This window comes from Streptomyces nogalater (assembly GCF_039532885.1).
GTDB classification, from domain to species: Bacteria; Actinomycetota; Actinomycetes; order Streptomycetales; family Streptomycetaceae; genus Streptomyces; species Streptomyces nogalater.
In genome coordinates, this window is sequence record NZ_BAAASM010000057.1 from 21,873 (window position 1) to 38,691 (window position 16,819).

The 16,819-nt window shown below is 73.4% G+C and carries 11 protein-coding genes; 8 read left to right on the forward strand and 3 right to left on the reverse strand.

All coding sequences use genetic code 11. The features are described 5' to 3' along the window. The first annotated feature begins 40 nt into the window (after positions 1–40). The 5 genes from ABD350_RS31065 to ABD350_RS31085 all read left to right on the forward strand — a co-directional run bounded on the left by ABD350_RS31065 (position 41) and on the right by ABD350_RS31085 (position 8,890). The gene (locus ABD350_RS31065) at positions 41–1,225 is read left to right on the forward strand and encodes a PP2C family protein-serine/threonine phosphatase (RefSeq protein WP_382466861.1); all 1,185 of its coding nucleotides are present in this window, start codon (positions 41–43) and stop codon (positions 1,223–1,225) included. 190 nt (positions 1,226–1,415) lie between these two features. Continuing rightward, complete coding sequence (locus ABD350_RS31070; protein WP_344352259.1) at positions 1,416–2,606, forward strand: carboxylate-amine ligase; 1,191 nt, start codon at positions 1,416–1,418, stop codon at positions 2,604–2,606. Between the two features lie 224 nt (positions 2,607–2,830). Continuing rightward, positions 2,831–4,612: an N-acetylglutaminylglutamine amidotransferase gene (locus ABD350_RS31075; protein WP_344352260.1), complete on the forward strand. Its 1,782-nt coding sequence runs from the start codon at positions 2,831–2,833 to the stop codon at positions 4,610–4,612. Further along, positions 4,588–7,107: a prolyl oligopeptidase family serine peptidase gene (locus ABD350_RS31080; protein ID WP_344352261.1), complete on the forward strand. Its 2,520-nt coding sequence runs from the start codon at positions 4,588–4,590 to the stop codon at positions 7,105–7,107. Before ABD350_RS31075 ends, ABD350_RS31080 begins: the two co-directional genes overlap by 25 nt. Positions 7,108–7,183: 76 nt before the next feature. Further along, positions 7,184–8,890 (forward strand): RecQ family ATP-dependent DNA helicase, encoded by a 1,707-nt coding sequence (locus tag ABD350_RS31085; RefSeq protein WP_344352262.1) that lies wholly within the window; start codon positions 7,184–7,186, stop codon positions 8,888–8,890. A gap of 28 nt (positions 8,891–8,918) precedes the next feature. Here ABD350_RS31085 and ABD350_RS31090 read toward each other — a convergent pair whose 3' ends face one another. The 3 genes from ABD350_RS31090 to ABD350_RS31100 are packed head-to-tail and all read right to left on the reverse strand — an operon-like array spanning position 8,919 to position 12,441. Continuing rightward, the gene (locus tag ABD350_RS31090; protein WP_344352263.1) at positions 8,919–10,436 is read right to left on the reverse strand and encodes a GMC oxidoreductase; all 1,518 of its coding nucleotides are present in this window, start codon (positions 10,434–10,436) and stop codon (positions 8,919–8,921) included. 20 nt (positions 10,437–10,456) lie between these two features. Next, on the reverse strand, positions 10,457–11,377 hold the full coding sequence (locus ABD350_RS31095) for a sugar phosphate isomerase/epimerase family protein (RefSeq protein ID WP_344352264.1): 921 nt from the start codon (positions 11,375–11,377) through the stop codon (positions 10,457–10,459). Continuing rightward, entirely contained in the window at positions 11,374–12,441 is a 1,068-nt protein-coding gene (locus ABD350_RS31100; protein ID WP_344352265.1) for a Gfo/Idh/MocA family protein, read from the reverse strand. Before ABD350_RS31100 ends, ABD350_RS31095 begins: the two co-directional genes overlap by 4 nt. Positions 12,442–12,551: 110 nt before the next feature. On the opposite strand from ABD350_RS31100, the gene ABD350_RS31105 reads away from it, so the two are divergent. From ABD350_RS31105 to ABD350_RS31115, 3 genes are all read left to right on the forward strand, one after another. Continuing rightward, complete coding sequence (locus ABD350_RS31105; protein WP_344352266.1) at positions 12,552–13,823, forward strand: ROK family protein; 1,272 nt, start codon at positions 12,552–12,554, stop codon at positions 13,821–13,823. Positions 13,824–14,085: 262 nt separating this feature from the next. Beyond that, entirely contained in the window at positions 14,086–15,420 is a 1,335-nt protein-coding gene (locus tag ABD350_RS31110; protein WP_344352267.1) for an MFS transporter, read from the forward strand. 56 nt (positions 15,421–15,476) lie between these two features. Continuing rightward, complete coding sequence (locus tag ABD350_RS31115) at positions 15,477–16,778, forward strand: C-glycoside deglycosidase beta subunit domain-containing protein (RefSeq protein WP_344352268.1); 1,302 nt, start codon at positions 15,477–15,479, stop codon at positions 16,776–16,778. Positions 16,779–16,819: the final 41 nt, after the last annotated feature.

Sequence of the window (16,819 nt, forward strand, 5' to 3'; positions counted from 1 at the left end):
GGTACCCGTGGCGTCCGTGAGGGACTGTGCGGTGTCCTTGATGCGGCTGATGCAGGCGAGTCATACGGCCACGCTTGAGCAGCTTCCGGCAATGATCGCCGAGCACGCCGCCGCGGCGGGCATGTACGACGTGGCGATCTTCGTGGTCGATGTCCGCGACACGGTGCTGCGCCGGCTCACCGGCAAGGGGCCGACCGCGGGGGAGAGCGGAGAGGAGTTCACCGTTTCGGGGAGCCTGCCCGGCCAGGCATACCAGCGTGTGGAACTGCTCCCGGAATCCGAAGGGGACGAGGCGGGCGGACGGAGGTGGTGGGTGGCCGTCACCGACGGTGTCGAGCGGCTGGGTGTCCTGCGAGCCGACACTCGAACAGATGACGAACCCATCCGGCAGGCACTGCGCGACCTGGCGTCCATGACAGCCCTGCTGCTGCTCAGCAAGAGGTCCTTCAGCGACTCCTACGCACGTCTGGTGCGTACCGAGCCCATGAACGTGGCCGCGGAGATGCAGTGGAACCTCACCCCACCGCCCGCCTACGCCGGACACAACGCCACCGTGGGCGCCGTGATGGAACCCGCCTACCAGGTCGGCGGGGACGTCTTCGACTATGCCGTGGCCGGCAGCACCCTCCACCTGGGCGTCTTCGACGCCATGGGCCACGACACCACGGCAGGCATCACCGCCAACGTCGCCGTGGCCGCCTGCCGCAACGCCCGCCGCCAGGGCGCCTCCCTGCCCGAGACCAGCGAGCAGGTGGAACGGACTTTGATCGAACAGTTCAGCAACAGCCGTTACGTCACCGGCATCCTGGCCGACCTCGACATGGAAAGCGGTCGGCTGACGTGGATCAACCGCGGCCACCATCTGCCGATCCTGATCCGCGGCAACCGCTGGACCACCGAACTCGCCTGCCCTCCGGCCGGCCCCATGGGCGCCGGCCTCGGCCTGCCGGTCACCATGGCCACCGAGCAGCTCCAGCCCGAAGACCGCCTGCTGCTCTACACCGACGGCATCGTCGAGGCCCGGGACGCCCGCGGAAGAGAATTCGGCCGGGACCGGTTCGTCGACTTCATCAAGCGCCATCACTCCGGCCAGCACACTCTGCATGAGACCCTGCGCCGGCTGATGGCCGCCGTAGTGGAACACCACGACGGGAAGCTCGACGACGACGCCACCGTCCTGCTCACCGAATGGCGCGGCGGCCACCAGGAGGAGCTGAACCCGTGAACCGTGGTTCACGCAGAGGCGCTCAAGTGGTGTGCTCGTCTGTGAGGTGTCGTACTCCGAGGAGCGTGCCTGCTTAGCAATGAGTCTGGTGGGAAGTCGGAGGTGCACAGCGCCCCTCCGGAGGTCCGGCGGGGCGGGGTCGATTCCCGGGTGAGGCAGTCAGCGTTCGCCCCGTCACCTTAGGAGTGCCGTGACCGTTCGCATCGGAGTGGAAGAGGAATTCCACATCGTCGAGGTGGAGACGGGCCTGCTCGCGCCACGAGCCGACACCATGCTGGAGAAGCTCCCCGCAGACACCTTCACGACCGAACTGCAGCAGGCGACCGTCGAGACGAACAGCGGTGTGCATGAGACGCTCGCCGGCCTGTACGACGACGTGATCGGCGCCAGACGCAGGCTCGATGCCGCGGCGAGCGCCCACGGGCTGGCTGTGGTGGCCGCCGGTACCGTGCCGCTGGCCCGCACCCAGGACACCCGCCCGACCGCCGGGCGCCGCTACCGCCACATGGTCGACGAATACCGCATGGTCGCCGACGAGCAGCTGATCTGCGGAACCCACGTCCACGTCGACGTGCCCGACCGCGACCTGGCCGTGCGCCTCATGTGCGAGGTGGCCCCGTGGCTGCACGTCCTGCTGGCGCTGTCCGCCAGCTCTCCCTTCTGGCTGGGCGCCGACACCGGCTACGCCAGCTGGCGCACCATGGTGTGGCAGCGCTGGCCCACCGCGGGCCCGCCGGGCTGCTTCGCCGACGCCGCCGAGTACGACGCGGCCGTGCGGTGCCTGATCGACTCGGGTGTCATCACCGACGCCGGAATGATCTACCACGACATCCGGCCGTCCGCCCACCAGCAGACCCTCGAACTGCGCATCTGCGACGCCTGCCCCCGGCCGGAGACGGTCGTGCTGGTCGCCGGGCTCTACCGCGCCCTGGTGACCGAGGCCCGCCGGCGGCTGGAGGCGGCTGACGCGCCCGTGTGCGCCGGGCGGCACGAGTGGTTGCGCGCCGCTTCCTGGCGGGCCGCGCGGTCGGGCCTCGAAGGCGCCTTGATCGACCCCGAGACCCGTCACGAGGCACCCGCGGCCCAGGTCGTACGGCGTCTGCTGGCACGGGTGCGCCCGGCGCTCGAGGCCGCCGGAGACTGGCCCACGGTCCGCGACCTCGCGGAGCGGGCCCTGGCGGCCGGCAGCGCCGCCCACCGCATGCGCCGCACCGCCGAAGCGGAGGACCTGCTCGCCTGCACCGATCTGGTGATCGCGGAGACCCGGGGCGACGCCCACCCGCGCCGCAGGCCCGCCGCTCCCGCCCGGCACCTCGCCGCCCCGGGACGGCCCGTCGCCCACCCTTCCGGGGCCGGCCGGGCCGGAATCGCCGGCCGCTGAGCACGCGCCGCGTCCGGTACCCGCCCACGCGCCGCATCCGGTTGCCCAGGCACGCGCCACACGCCGTACCCGCGTACGCGCCACATCCCGTACCCACCCTTGTCGCGAAGGAGAAGCAGCACCGTGTCGATCAGTCCCGGTCACATACCGGCGGGCGGCCCGCCGCGCACCTCGTCGCCGCGCACGCCGTGCGACCCGTACGCGCAGCAGGGAGGTCGTTGCCGATGTGCGGCCTGAGCGGAGAGATGCGCTTCGACGGCACGCGTCCGGACCTCGCGGCCGTCGAGCGGATGAATGACCGGCTCGCCGCCCGCGGGCCCGACGGTGAGGGGGTGTGGGCACGGGACGCCATCGCGCTGGGACACCGCCGTCTGAAGATCATCGACCTGTCCGAGCGCGGGGCGCAGCCGCTGACCGACACCGAGCAGGAGATCACCGGCGTCTTCAACGGGTGCGTCTACAACTACCAGGAGCTGCGCACGGAACTGACGGCCCTCGGCCACCGGTTCCGGTCCACCTCCGACACCGAGGTCGTCCTCGCCGCCTACCGGCAGTGGGGTACCGCCTGCGTCGACCGCTTCTACGGCATGTTCGCCTTCGCCCTCGTCGAGCACCGGACCGGCCGTCTGATCCTGGGCCGCGACCGGCTCGGCATCAAGCCCCTGTACCTGGCACAGACCCCGGGACGGCTGCGCTTCGCCTCCTCGCTGCCCGCCCTGCTCGCGGCCGGCGGCGTGGACACCTCGCTCGACCCGGCCGCCCTGCACCAGTACCTCAGCTGGCACGCGACCGTGGCCGCCCCCCGGACCGTGCTGGCGGGGGTGCGCAAGCTCCCCCCGGCCACCGTGCGGGTCGTCGAGCCGGACGGCACCCACCGGGACCATTGCTACTGGCAGCCGTCGTACACACGCCGCCCCGAGCACGCCGGCATGGACGCCGCCGAGTGGCGGGACGCGGTGCTGGAAGCGCTGCGCACCGCCGTACGGCGGCGGATGGTCGCCGACGTCCCGGTCGGTGTCCTGCTGTCCGGGGGACTGGACTCCAGCCTGATCGTGGCCCTGCTGGCCGACGAGGGGCAGCGGGACCTGGCGACGTTCAGCGTGGGCTTCGAGGCCGAGGGCGGCGACGAAGGGGACGAGTTCCGCTACTCCGACCTGGTGGCCAGGGAGTTCGCCACCGATCACCAGCGGTTCGTGGTCCCCTCACAGCGCGTGTCCACGGCCCTGGACGCGGCGGTCGCGGCGATGAGCGAGCCCATGATGAGCCACGACGTGGTCGCCTTCCACCTGCTGTCCGAGCAGGTGTCCCGGAACGTCAAGGTCGTCCAGAGCGGGCAGGGCGCCGACGAGGTCTTCGCCGGCTACCACTGGTACCCGCGGCTGGCGTCCGCGGCCCGCGAAGAGGAGCCGCAGCGGTATGCCGAGACGTACTTCGACCGGACGCACGCCGACCTCGCCGCGATGCTGCGACCGGACATGCTGCCGCCGGACGACGTCTCCGGCCGGTTCGTCCGGGAGCACATGGCGGCGCCCGGGGCCGAGACGGCGCTCGACGCCGCCCTGCGCCTGGACACCCATGTCATGCTGGTGGACGACCCCGTCAAGCGGGTCGACAACATGACGATGGACTGGGGCCTGGAGGCCCGCGTGCCGTTCCTGGACCACGAACTGGTCGAACTGGCGGCCGCGTGCCCGCCGGAGCTGAAGCTGGCCGACGGCGGCAAGGGCGTCCTCAAGGAGGCCGGCCGCAAACTGCTGCCCCGCGAGGTGGTCGACCGCCCCAAGGGCTACTTCCCGGTCCCGGCGATCACCCACATGGCCGGACCCGTCCTGGACAGGGTGCGGGAGGCGCTGAACGCCCCCGAGGCGAAGCGGCGCGGCGTCTTCCAGGACTCCTACGTCGCCGAACTCCTGGCGGCCCCCGACCGACACCGCACCAAGCGCGGAGCGAACGCACTGTGGCAAGTGGCTTTGCTGGAGATATGGCTGCAGACGCACGGAATCTGACCGGGGAGCCCCTCACGGTACGGCCACCCGCCGCCGGCCCGGCCGGTGCCGGGCGGCCCACCGCCGTCCGCCCCGTCCACGCCGTCCCCCTGAAGCGGACCGTCCCCCCGTCCCCGCCGGCCCAGGCCGGCCGTACCGCCGCCTTCGCCGCACCCGCCCGCGTCCCGCTGCCGAACGCCTCCGGGCCGCGCGAGGCGACGACGCGGCTCATCGCGCACGGCTGCTGGTACCCCTCGGCCGACCCGTCCGGCACGCGCGTCGCCTTCATCTGCGACCGAGGCGGTGTGCCACAGCTGTGGACGGGCCCCGTCGACGGCGACGACGTGCACCTGCTCGACGACGGACCGGACCCCGTGACGGAGGTGTCCTGGTCGCCCGACGGCCGCTGGATCGCCTACACCACGGCCCCCGGCGGCGGTGAGCACACACGGGTGCTGTGTGTCCGCCCCGACGGCGGCGACCGGCACATCCTCGCCGGGGCCGAGCCGGGCAGCTCCGCCCACCTGGGCTGCTGGGCCTACGACGGATCGGCGATCGCGGTCACCGTCGCGGTCCCCACCGCCGTACCCGCCCCGGACACCACGGCGGAGGCCGGCGCGCCCGGCCCCGGCCCGGCCGACGGCCACCTGCCGGGCCACTGGCAGGGCGGGACGGGCGACACGAAGCTCCTCGGTCCGGCACCCCACACGGACCCCGGACCCGGGTGGCCGTCCCCCGTGCTCACGGTGGAGACGACGGCGGTCGGCGCACCGGGCGGCCGGACCGCGCCGGCAGCCGGATTCGGCGACGGACTGTCGGCGTACCTCGTCGACCCCGAAGGTGTCGCCGCCCCCGTCCTGCTCGCCGTCGAGAAGGACGCGGCGACACTGCGCGTGTGCGATCTCAGCCGGGACGGCGCGCTGGCGCTGCTGCGCCGGGGACCCCGCGGCCGGCGCGAGGCCGTCGTACTGCGCACCGCCGACCTGGTGACGACCTGTGTGATGCCGGTGGCCGACGGAGACCCGTGGATCGGCGGCTTCTCACCCCGCGCGGACACCCTCTGGCTGCGCAGCAACGCCCACCGGGAGTTCGCGGTCCTGCTCGCCGCCGGGCTCGACCCGGAAGGCCACCCGACCGGCTGGTCGGTCGCCGCCTCGCGGGAGGACAGCGACCTGGAACTGCTGCGGTGCGCCCGCGACGGCGGTTCCGCCGTGCTCGCCTGGAACATCCGGGGCATGAGCGAGGTGGAGGTCCTGGGCACGAGCGCGGCCGGCCGACCGGGGTCGGACGCCGACTTGCCCGGGAGGCCCGGCCCGCCCGCCCCGTCCGGCCGACTTGCCCCGTCCGGCCGGCCCGGGCGGGAGCGGGACGTATCCGCCCGGGACGGCTGGAACCGGGACGGGCGGGACCGGGACGGGCGGGACCGGGGCGGCTGGGATCAGGACGGGCGGGACCGGGGCGGCTGGGATCAGGACGGGCGGGACCGGGGCGGCTGGGATCAGGACGGCCGGGACCGGGACGCGGTCGTCCGGGCCGGGGCGGGCACGGGCCCGCTCCGGGCCGTGCCGCTGCCGCACGAAGTGGTCACCCGTATCTCGGCCGCCGGTCCCCGGCTGCTGCTGGCCCTGTCCGGGTCCCGCCGTCGCCCCGGTATCTGGTGGCTGCCCGACGGCGCGACCCCGGTGCGCACCCCGTGGTCGTCACGCGACGAGGACGCCGTCCCCCCGGGCCGCCCGCCCGTGCGGCCGGTCCCCCTGCGCCCCACCGCCCGGGACGGACTGCCGCTGAACGGCTGGTACTACCGTGCGCCGGGCCGCGCCCCCGGCGAACCGGCACCCTGCGTCATCCATCTGCACGGCGGACCCGAGGACCAGGAGCGCCCCGTCCTCGACCCGCTGTACCACGAGATCCTCGGGCGGGGAATCGACGTCTTCGCACCCGACGTCCGCGGGTCCTCCGGATACGGCCGGTCGTTCGTCGACGCGGACCTGGGCAGGGGACGGTTCGCCGCGATCGACGACGTGGCGGACTGCGCCGCCCACGCCGTGCTGGCCGGCCTGGCCGATCCCGCCCGGCTGGCGGTGATGGGGCGCTCGTACGGCGGCTATCTCACCTTCGCCTCGCTGGTCTGGCACCCGGACCTCTTCCGCACCGGGGTCGCGGTGTGCGGCATGTCGGACCTCGCGACGTTCTTCGAGGGCACCGAACCGTGGATCGCCCAGTCGGCGGCCCACAAGTACGGCCACCCCGAACGCGACCGGGAACTGCTGCGGGCGCTGTCACCGATGAGCCGCATCGACGCACTGCGGGCACCGGTGCTCGCGGTGCACGGCGAGCACGACACCAATGTGCCGCCGGGGGAGTCGGAGCAGTTCGTACGGGCGGCGCGTGAACGCGGTGTGACCGCCGAGCTGCTCACCCTGCCCGACGAAGGACACGAGTTCCTCCGCGCAGACAACCGCCGGCTCTTCCGCCGTGCCGCCGCCGACTGGCTCCAGCGGCAGCTGACCACCTGACCGTCGGGACACACTCGCGTCGCCGGACCGGCCCGGGGTACCCGGGACAGCCCCTGCCGCCGAGCGAGGAGTGCGCATGACCGGGCAAGGACCACCGGCCCGCGGACGGTGGGCCGGGCGGCTGCGCGAGACGGCCGCCGAGGTGTTCGGCTGGGAGGAGCTGCGACCCGAACAGCTCACCGCCATGGAGTGGGTGCTTCAGGGACGGGACTGTCTCGTCGTCATGCCGACCGGATCGGGCAAGTCCGCCGTGTACCAGGTGCCCGCCCTGCTGCTGTCCGGGCCGGTCGTCGTCGTGTCGCCGCTGCTGGCCCTCCAGCGGGACCAGATCGCGGGACTGCCCGGTGGCGACCGCGGCCCGGGCGCCGTCGCCGTCAACTCCGACCTCGGCGCGGCCGGCACCGAGGAGGCCTGGGCGGCGGTGCGCGAAGGTGCGGCGCGGTACGTCTTCCTGTCCCCGGAGCAACTGGCCAAGGACGAGGTCGTACAGCGGCTGACCGAGGCGCGCCCGGCCCTCTTCGTGGTGGACGAGGCCCAGTGCGTGTCCTCGTGGGGCCACGACTTCCGGCCCGACTACCTGCGCCTGGCCCAGGCGGCGGACCGGCTGGGCCGGCCGCCCGTCCTCGCGCTCACGGCGACCGCCGCGCCACCGGTACGGCAGGACATCGTCGAACGGCTCGGCATGGACCGGCCGCGGCAGCTCGTCACCGGATTCGACCGCCCCGGCATCAGGCTCGATGTGCGCCGCCACCTCGACGACGACGAACGGCGGTCCCGCGTCCTTGAGGATGCCGCGGCCGCTCCCAAGCCCGGCATCGTCTACGCGGCGACGCGCAAGGACAGCGAGTCCTACGCCGCGGAGCTGGCCTCCCTCGGGTTCGCCGCCGGCGCCTACCACGCGGGTCTGCGCGCCGCCGAACGCCGCCGGATCCACGAGGCGTTCCTCTCCGACGACCTGGATGTCGTGGTGGCCACCTCGGCCTTCGGGATGGGCATCGACAAGGAGAACGTGCGGTTCGTGCTGCACGCGTCGCTGCCGGGCTCCCTGGACGCCTACTACCAGGAGATCGGTCGCTGCGGCCGCGACGGACGGCCCGCCCTCGCCGTACTGCACTACCGCGCCGAGGACACGGGGATGCAGGCGTACTTCAGCAGCCGCACACCCCGTCCGGAGGCCGTCGACGCGGTCGTACGGGCGGTGCACGCCCACCGTGGCGCGCCGGCGGACATCGCGGAACTGCGACGGGACACCGACATGTCGCGCGCCAGGGTCACCACGGCGGTGAACCTGCTGGAGGAGGCCGGTGCCCTGGTCACGGACGCTTCGGGCGCCGTCCGCCCGGTCCCGGGCACGACACCGTCCCGCGCGGTGCGCCGAGCCGTGGACACCGCCGAGGCCCACAAGCGCATGGACCGCTCACGCGTGGACATGGCGCGGGCGTACGCCGAGACCACCGGCTGCCGACGGCGCTTCCTGCTGGGCTACTTCGGCGAGGAGTACGAGGCCCCGTGCGGCAACTGCGACAGGTGCGACGAGCCGGAGAGCGGCGACAGCGGCACGGCGGGCACCGAGCGGCATCCGGACGCCGGCGCCTATCCGCCCGGAGCCGCGGTACGGCACGGTGAGTGGGGCGGCGGCACCGTGCTGAGCGAGGAGGGCGACCGCATCACCGTACTCTTCGACGAGGTCGGCTACCGCACCCTCTCCCTGGACGCGCTGGCCGCGCGGGACGATCTGCTCACCGTGGTGAGCGGCCCGGACGAGAGCGGGGCATCGCCCTGAGCCGCCGCCCCGCCCGGTTCGGAACGGCTCAGGCGGTGCCGGTGCCCGCCCGCGCGGCCCGCGTGCTCCGCCCGGCCGTGGCGTTCAGGTGGTCCAGGAGGGCGCGGGCGCCCCGGACGGCGAGGGCGACGGAGGTCAGGGTGGGGTTGCAGGCGGTGGCGGTCGGGATGACATTGTTGCCGGCGACCCACAGTCCCCGGATGTTCCAGACGCGGCTGTGACTGTCGCAGACGCTGGTGCCGTCGTCGGCGGGGCCCATGCGGGTGGTGCCCTGGTAGTGCAGCGAGCTGCCCGCGGGCAGGAGGACGGGGCCGTCGTCGAGGGGGATGCCGATGCCGGCCCCCGCTTCGGTGACGGCCTTCTTGGCCTGCTCGATGGTGGCCAGGTCGCGGTCGCTGTAGCGGTAACGGATGCGCGGCGCGGGCAGCCCGTAGGCGTCGAACTCGCCGTCGGTGAACTCGACGCGGTCGTCGGGGGAGATGTCCTTGGCGCAGAACCAGCCCAGGCCGACGACGGCACCGGGCTCGACACCGGTGCCGCCGGCGAGCGGGACGGGGGAGGCGTCGAGTTGCATCACCTGGCCGTGGAAGGGGTGGGCCTCGGTGTACGGCACCCAGCTGACGCCGCTCTGGGGGACGATGGCGCCGTCCTCGTCGCGGGTGCGGCCGGTGGTGGCGCGGTGCGCGGCGACGATGTCGTCGGGCAGCCGGACGGCGTAGACGATCTGCGGCTGGTCGTTGAGATAGCGGCCCAGCGCGGGCGGGCGGATGCCGGAGGCGTGCAGCAGTTGCGGTGTGCGCAGGGCGTCCGCCGCCACGACGACCGCCCGCGCGGCGACGCTTCTCTCCTCGCCGGTGACGAGGTCGCGCACGACGACCCCGGTGGCGGTGTCGCCGTCCAGGACGACGCGCAGGGCCAGGCACCGGTCGGCGATCTCGACGCGCGCGTCCGCCGCCGCCCGGCCCAGCACGACATCGGTGCCGCTCCAGGCGTGGGCGCCGTCGCGACGGGTGGTGACGGCCAGCGGCATGGGGGCCACGCGCCGGTGTGCGGGCCGGCCGGGGTCGAAGAGTGCGGAGAGCCGGCGGCGTACCTCGTCGGCGAAGGGTGCCCGGTCGAAGGCGTGGGCGTCGACGTGCAGGAGTTCCTCGGCGCGGGCGAGGTGGGCGTCCAGCTCGGCGCCGGGGACGAAACCGACGCGTTCGCCGTCGCCGGGGCGGGGGCAGGCGCCGGTCCAGTGCGCGCCCATGCCGCCGACGTTGGTGGAGAGGGCGGCGGCGGGCAGCTCGGGCGAGCCGAGCAGCCGGGTGCCGGGGCGGCCCGCCGGGCCGGGACCCTCGGAGTCCCGCCGGGCACGGGCGCGGGCGTCCGGGTCGGGGATGTTCTTGACGTGGGTGCCGGGCCGCTCGGTCAGGCGCGGGCCGGCGTCGAGCAGCAGGATCGAAGCGGTGGGGTGCTGTTCGTACACCTCGCGGACGTAGGCGCTGCCGGTGGGACCGCTGCCGACGACGACGAGGTCGTAGGCGGTTGCCGCGGGGAGGGACATGGAGGGCTCCGGGGTGAGGGTCAGGCCACGACGAGGGGGCGCAGGGTGTGGTGGGCGATGGTCAGGCCCTGGCAGACCTTCTCCGGCGTGCCGCCCCACAGCGGGTCCTCGTGCTCGACGGAGAGGGTGCCGGTGAACCCGGCCTCGTAGAGGCGGTCGACGACGCGGGTCCAGTCGACCTGGCCGCGGCCGGGGACCCGGTAGCGCCACCAGCCGGTGGCCCACGGGTCGCCGTTCTTGGCGGTCGTGCCGAAGAACCCGTACCGGTTGCGGGCGACCGGGTCCAGCTCGATGTCCTTGGCCTGGGCGTGCACGATCCGGTCGGCGTACGGCGTGATGGTGGCCAGGGGATCGATGCCCAGCCACATCAGGTGGGAGGGGTCCCAGTTGAGGTACAGGCCGAGGGAGAACATCCACTCCCACAGCTCGGGGGAGTAGGCGATGTTGCCCGGGTGGCCGTCGGGGTGCCAGCCCTCCATCACACAGTTCTCGATGATCAGTTTCACGTCGCGTTCGCCGGCGTACTCGACGAGTTCCGGCAGGACGCGTTCGGCCTCGCGCTGGTTGTCGGGCACGCTGCGAGCCGGGTCCCGGCCGATGAAGGTGCCCACGTACGGCACCCCGAGCGCCTGTGCGGTGTCGATCGCGTGCTTGAGGTGGGCCCGGATCCGTTCGCGCCGTCCGGGGTCGGGGTGGAGGTTGTTCTCGTAGTAGGCCAGGGCCGAGATCCTGAGCCCGGTCTCGTGCAGCAACCGCTGTACGCGCTCGCGCTCCCTGGTGTCGAAGCGCGCGACGTCGATGTGCGAGGCTTCGAAGGCGCGGCCGCCGGTGCCGGGCCAGACGGCGACCTCCAGGCGCTCGTAGCCGGTCTTCGCGGCCCAGTCGGCGATGCGTCGCAGCGGCCAGGTGGGCAGGCAGGCGGTGAGCAGGCCGAGTTTCATGCGGGGATCTCCGTCCAGGTGGAGTGGGAGGCGGCCGAGTCGAGTACGGCCTGGGTCAGCCGGGCGGCGCGCAGCCCGGCGTCGAAGGTGGGCAGGCCGTCGGGGGTCTCGCCCCGGACGGCGGCGTAGGTGTCGGCGACGAAGTCGGCGAAGCACTCGTGGTAGCCCTGGGGGTGTCCGGCGGGCAGCGCGTCGGGCCGGCCTCCGGGACGGGCCGGGTCTCGGGTCAGCGTGCGGTTGGCGTCCGGGCCGCCGACCCAGAGGTGTTCGGGATTCTCCTGGTCGAAGACATAACTGGCGTCGGGGCCGTCGAAGGAGAACCACAGCCGGTTCCTGCGTCCGGCGCTGGCCTGGCTGACGACCAGGGAACCCAGTGCCCCGCCGTCGGTACGGAAGGAGATCACGCCGCCGTCCTCGGTGGCCGACGGGCGTCCCGCGCGCACGGGGTGGGCGGTGCCGAGCATGGCCTGCACCGCCGTGATGCGCTGCCCGGTGACGAACTCCATCAGGTCGCACCAGTGGATACCGATGTCGCCGAAGGCCCGGCTCGCGCCGCCCCGGGCGGCGTCCACCCGCCAGTTGTCGGCGTCCGGCGAGGCGAGCCAGTCCTGGAGGTAGGAGCCGTGCAGCAGCCAGGGCCGGCGGGTGCCGGCGCCGATCAGCGAACGCGCCAGCCGCACCGAGGGGTAGAAGCGGTAGACGAACGGCACCGTGGCCACGCGGCCCGTGCGCGCGGCGAGGCCGGCCAGGTCGGCCGCCTCCCGCACGGAGACGGACAGGGGCTTTTCGCAGACCACGTGCTTGCCGGCCGCCAGCGCCCGCCGGGCCATGTCGTGGTGCAGGTGGTTGGGTACGCAGAGGTGGACCACGTCCACGCCGGAGGCCAGCGCCTCCTCGAATCCGGCGGGTTCGGCGCCGGGCAGGGCCTCGGCCAGTTTCCGGGCACGTCCCGGCGAGCTGCCGACCACCAGGCGTACCCGGCCTCCGGCCGTCATCACGGCGCGGGCGTGCACGGATCCCATGAATCCCGTGCCCACGATCGCGGCCTGGATCCGCTGCGTCATGGCAGCCTCCCGCTTCTCCGGAACGAATGATCCGGACCACTATTGCACGCAGCATGCAAAAGTCGTCAAGAGTGTGCTCCACCACGGCAGAAGTGCGAAATGATGGCGGCATGTCACGTCGCCCGCCCACCGCCATCGATCAGTACGAGGCTCTCTCCATCGTCGTGCGCCTGGTACGGCGCAACCGGGCGCGCACCCGCCCGGAGCTCGGCGCGACCGCGCTCCTGGGGCGCACCGTCATCTCCCAGCGGGTGGAGGAGGCGATGGATCTGGGGCTGCTGGAGGACGCCGACACCGGTCCGTCGAGCGGCGGCCGGGCGCCCAGGCGGCTGCGCTTCAGGGCCGAGGAGGGGCTCGTGCTGTCCGCCGTCCTCGGCGCCGCCGCGCTCGACGTGGCCGTCACGGACCTCGACGCCAGCGTACTGGCCCACCGCCACCTGCAATGGCCCGTCGCCCGAGGCCCCGAGGAGACCCTCGGCTTCCTCGACGACCAGTTCGCCGACCTGCTCAAGGAGCGGGACCCGGGACGGCTGTGGGCCGTGGTGATCGGCGTCCCCGGCCCCGTGGAGTTCGCCACCGGCCGGCCTTCGCAGCCGCCGATCATGCCCGGCTGGGACGGGTTCGACATCCGCGGCCGGCTGCAGGACCGTCACGGCGTGCCGGTCTGGGTCGACAACGACGCCAATCTGCTCGCCCTCGGCGAGGCCAGGAGCACCGGCCTGGACGACGACCGGCACCTGATCTTCGTGAAGGCCGGCACCGGCATCGGCGCGGGGGTCGTCAGCCGGGGCCGCGTCCACCGCGGCAGCAAGGGCGCCGCGGGCGACATCGGGCACGCCCGGGTCCTGGAGGACAACTCCGTGATGTGCCGGTGCGGACGTACCGGCTGCCTGGAGGCGCTCGCCGGCGGCTGGGCGCTGGCCCGCGACGCGGTGAGCGCCGTACACGAGGGCCGCAGCCGCTTCCTGGCCGAGATCCACCGCGCCACCGGCGAGATCACCCCGGCCGACATCGGGCGCGGTGTCGTCGCGGGGGACGCCTGGTGCCTGACCGCCGTGGCGCGGGCCGCCGAGCGCATCGGCAGCCTGATGGCCGCGCTCGTGAACTTCTACAACCCCGACTGCCTGGTCTTCGGCGGAGGCGCGGTCACCGGCGGGGACACCTTCCTCCGCGTCGTCGACCACACCGTGCGCAGCCGGGCCCTGCCGCTGGCCGCGGCGGACCTGACCATCCGGGCCTCGGTGGCGGGCGACACCGCGGGCGTCGTCGGCGGGGCCCATCTCGCCGTGGAGACCCTGCTGTCCGCGGACGCGCTCGCCGCCTGGGCGCCGGCCGGAAGGCCCTCCGCGGTGGAGCCGGCCCGGCTCGTCGGCGGGGCCTGAGGCGTCGAGGCCTGCCACGCGCGCTCGGGGATGTCCGCCGGGACGCGATGCCTTGGCCTTCCTCATCGATGGTGGTGATGGCGTGCGGAGGGGAGGCAAGAAACCATTGACTTATGTCTGCCGCGTGCATAAGTTCCGTCGACAGCGAGCGGACTCCGGACGAGATCCGCCGCGGCCCCCGGCAGCCGCCCACAGTCCCCCGCCTTCTGCGCGTCGTGGCGGCGTGCCCTCTGCCTCCCGAAGGGACTCGACGATGAGTGCCGTGCCCCCTCCCGCCCCCGCGGTGACCCCGGAAACCTCCGCTCGGCCGGCCGTGCCGGCCAAGGCGGCCCAGCTCGGCTACGGGCTCGGTGACCTGGCGTCCAACCTGACGTGGACCACGCTGACGGTGTTCCTGCTGTACTACTACACGGACGTCGCCGGCCTGGCCGCCACCACCGCCGGCACCATCCTGCTGGTCGGCCGGATCGCGGACGCGGTCATCGACCCGGTGGTCGGCCTGGTCGTCGACCGCACCCGCAGCCGCTTCGGCCGCGCCCGCCCCTACCTGATCTTCGCCGCGCCCGTCCTCGGCATCGCTTTCGCCCTGGCCTTCTCCTCGCCCGGCGGCGGCACCGCGGCGGTGGTCTGGGCGGCGCTCACCTTCGTCGTCGTCGGCATCAGCCACTCGCTGGTCAACGTCCCCTACGGCGCGATGCTGCCCATGCTCACCGACGACGCCGGCACCCGCCTGAAGATGAGCGGCTACCGGTTCGTCGGCGCCTCGCTGGGGCTCATCGCCGTCTCCCTCGCCGTCATGCCGCTCGTCGGCGCGCTGGGCGGCGCCGACCGGGGACGCGGCTTCACGGGCATGGCCATCATCCTCGGCACGGTCGGCACGCTGCTCTACTGGATCGTCGCCGTGCTGTGCCGCGAACGCCCCGCCGCACCGGCCGCCCGCGCGGCCACCACCTGGCGCGCACTGGCGTCGCTGCGCGGCAACCGCCACTGGCTGGGCGTGAGCGCCGCGTCCCTGATCGCGTTCGTCCGCCTGGGCATCATCACCGCCGGCGCCGTCTTCTACGCCCGCGAGGTCCTCGACGACGCCTGGGCCACCAGCTACATCCTGCTCGCGTTCTCCCTGTCGGCCCTGGCCGGCTCCCTTGTCACCCCCTGGTTCCTGCGCCGCGCCGGCAAGCGCCGCGGCATCGACAGCGGCCTCGCCGTCACCGCGGCCCTGTACGTCCTCCTCTTCTTCCTGGACGGACAGCCGATGGTGTTCCTCGCCGTCTTCCTGTTCGCCAACCTGACCGGCGGGTTCGGCTTCGTCGCGGCCCCGGCGCTCGTCTCGGACACGATCGACCACCACGAGACCCTCACCGGCCGTCGGGACGAGGGCCTGCTGTACGCCGGCTACAGCTTCGCCACCAAGGTGGGCACGGCCCTCGGCGGCTCCCTCTTCGCCTGGGCCCTGGCCTGGGGCGGATACCGCGCCGAACACGTCTCCGCGCGGGCGAGCCAGGCCATCGAGTGGGCCTTCATCGGACTGCCCGCCCTGCTCTGCCTGGCGCAGGCGGCCTGCATGGCCCTCTACGGCCTCGAAGACCGCGAGCGCTGACCCCGCCGCCCGCCCCCGGTTTCCCCCTCCCCCGCATCCAGTCACGAAGGACGACCATGCTCGAACGCCCGATCATCCAGCAGCGCGGATTCCGCAACACGGCCGACGACACCGGTGTCACGGGCTTCCAGCTCCTCCTGCGCAACCCCAACTACCGAGGCATCGCCGGCAGTCTCGTCGACGGCGCGGACGTGATCGTCGACGGACACCCGTTCCCACGCGAAGCACAGCGCTGGACCCTGCAGGGCCGCACGTTCACGCTCGACGAACTGCGCGCTTCCACGGACGTACGCTGGCAACTCGACGAGACCGCCACGCTCACCGTCGACCACCCGGGAGGCCTGAGCGCGGGCGTCCACCGGATCGAGGCCGCGGTCCACCTGCGCCGGCCCTACATCCCCGAGGTCGCCGGGCCCTCCGTGTTCCGCTCCGCCACCACGGCCACGATCGTGCCCGGCCGGGAGGGCACCCCCCACGGGCTGCGCTACGGCGTCTCCCTCTACAGCTACTCGGGCGACCTGTACACGTCGATGACGCTCCAGGACGCCATGGCCGACATCGCCGACCTGGGCGCCACCGGCATCGAGATCCTCGGCGAAGGCAACATCCCCGGCTATCCGCACCCCGACCCGGACTGGATCGACACCTGGCACCGGAACCTGGACCGGTACGGCCTCACGCCGACGAACTACGGCTCCTGGGTCGACACCGCCATGTGGCGCGACCGCGACCTCACCGCCGAGGAGGGCCGCGCACAGCTCGAACGCGACCTGCGGCTGGCCAAGCTGCTCGGCTTCACCTCGATCCGCCCCAAGTTCGGCGTCGTCACCCCGGAGCTCGACCCGCACCCCGTCTGGCAGCCCGCCGTGGAGCGGGTCCTCGGCCTCGCGGCCGACCTCGGCATCGTCATCTGCCCCGAGATCCACAGCCCCACCCCGATCAGGCACCCGGTCACGCAGGCGTACCTCGACTTCATCGACCGGACCGGCAGCGACCACTTCAAGCTGCTCATCGACACCGGCATCTTCCAGACGGCACCGGTCGACGACGGCCACGAGGGCTTCGAGGGCAAGAAGCGCCCCGCGTTCCTGGAACCCCTGGCCGTCCCCATGTCCGACCTTGCCGACGTCCTGCCGTACGTGCACTTCATCCAGGCGAAGTTCTTCGAGATCGACGACCGGCTCACCGACCTGCACATCCCCTGGCACGACATCCTCGCCACCCTGCGCACGGCCGGCTGGCAGGGCTGGCTCTCCAGCGAGTACGAGGGCCGTCGCGAGCCCTACCGAGGCCGCGACCAGGTCCGCCGCCAGCATGCCCTGCTCCGGTCGCTGAACGGGAGCACGGGCCCGGCATGACGCCGGGCGGGTACGCGCCGGCGCGGTGGACGCACCGCTCG